This window comes from Corynebacterium sp. UMB9976 (genome assembly GCF_030212265.1).
Taxonomy (GTDB): Bacteria; Actinomycetota; Actinomycetes; order Mycobacteriales; family Mycobacteriaceae; genus Corynebacterium.
In genome coordinates this window covers 1-252 of sequence record NZ_JASODY010000134.1, presented here as the reverse complement: position 1 = coordinate 252, position 252 = coordinate 1, and the positions used below count along the sequence as shown (strand labels likewise).

Genomic DNA, 252 nt, shown 5'->3' with positions numbered 1-252 from the left:
AACTTCTAACCAGGCTTTCGGACGATGCGATCCAGGAGCTTATCATCGCGACCGACCCGAACCTCGAGGGCGAAGCCACCGCAACCTACCTGGTGCGGATCTTGCGGAGCATCGGCGTGAAGGTGTCCCGGCTCGCATCCGGGCTGCCAGTGGGCGGGGACCTCGAATACGCGGACGAAGTCACGCTCGGTCGCGCGCTTGAGGGGCGCCGCTCGCTCATCGACTAACCGAGCGGCATGGGCTCGCCGCGTA

At 65.5% G+C, this 252-nt stretch carries 1 protein-coding gene; it reads left to right on the top strand.

Annotated features, from left to right (window positions below):
- The coding region (locus QP140_RS10120) for a toprim domain-containing protein (RefSeq protein ID WP_284759530.1) at positions 1 to 227 on the top strand (227 nt) is incomplete at its 5' end.
- Between the last annotated feature and the right edge of the window lie 25 nt (positions 228 to 252).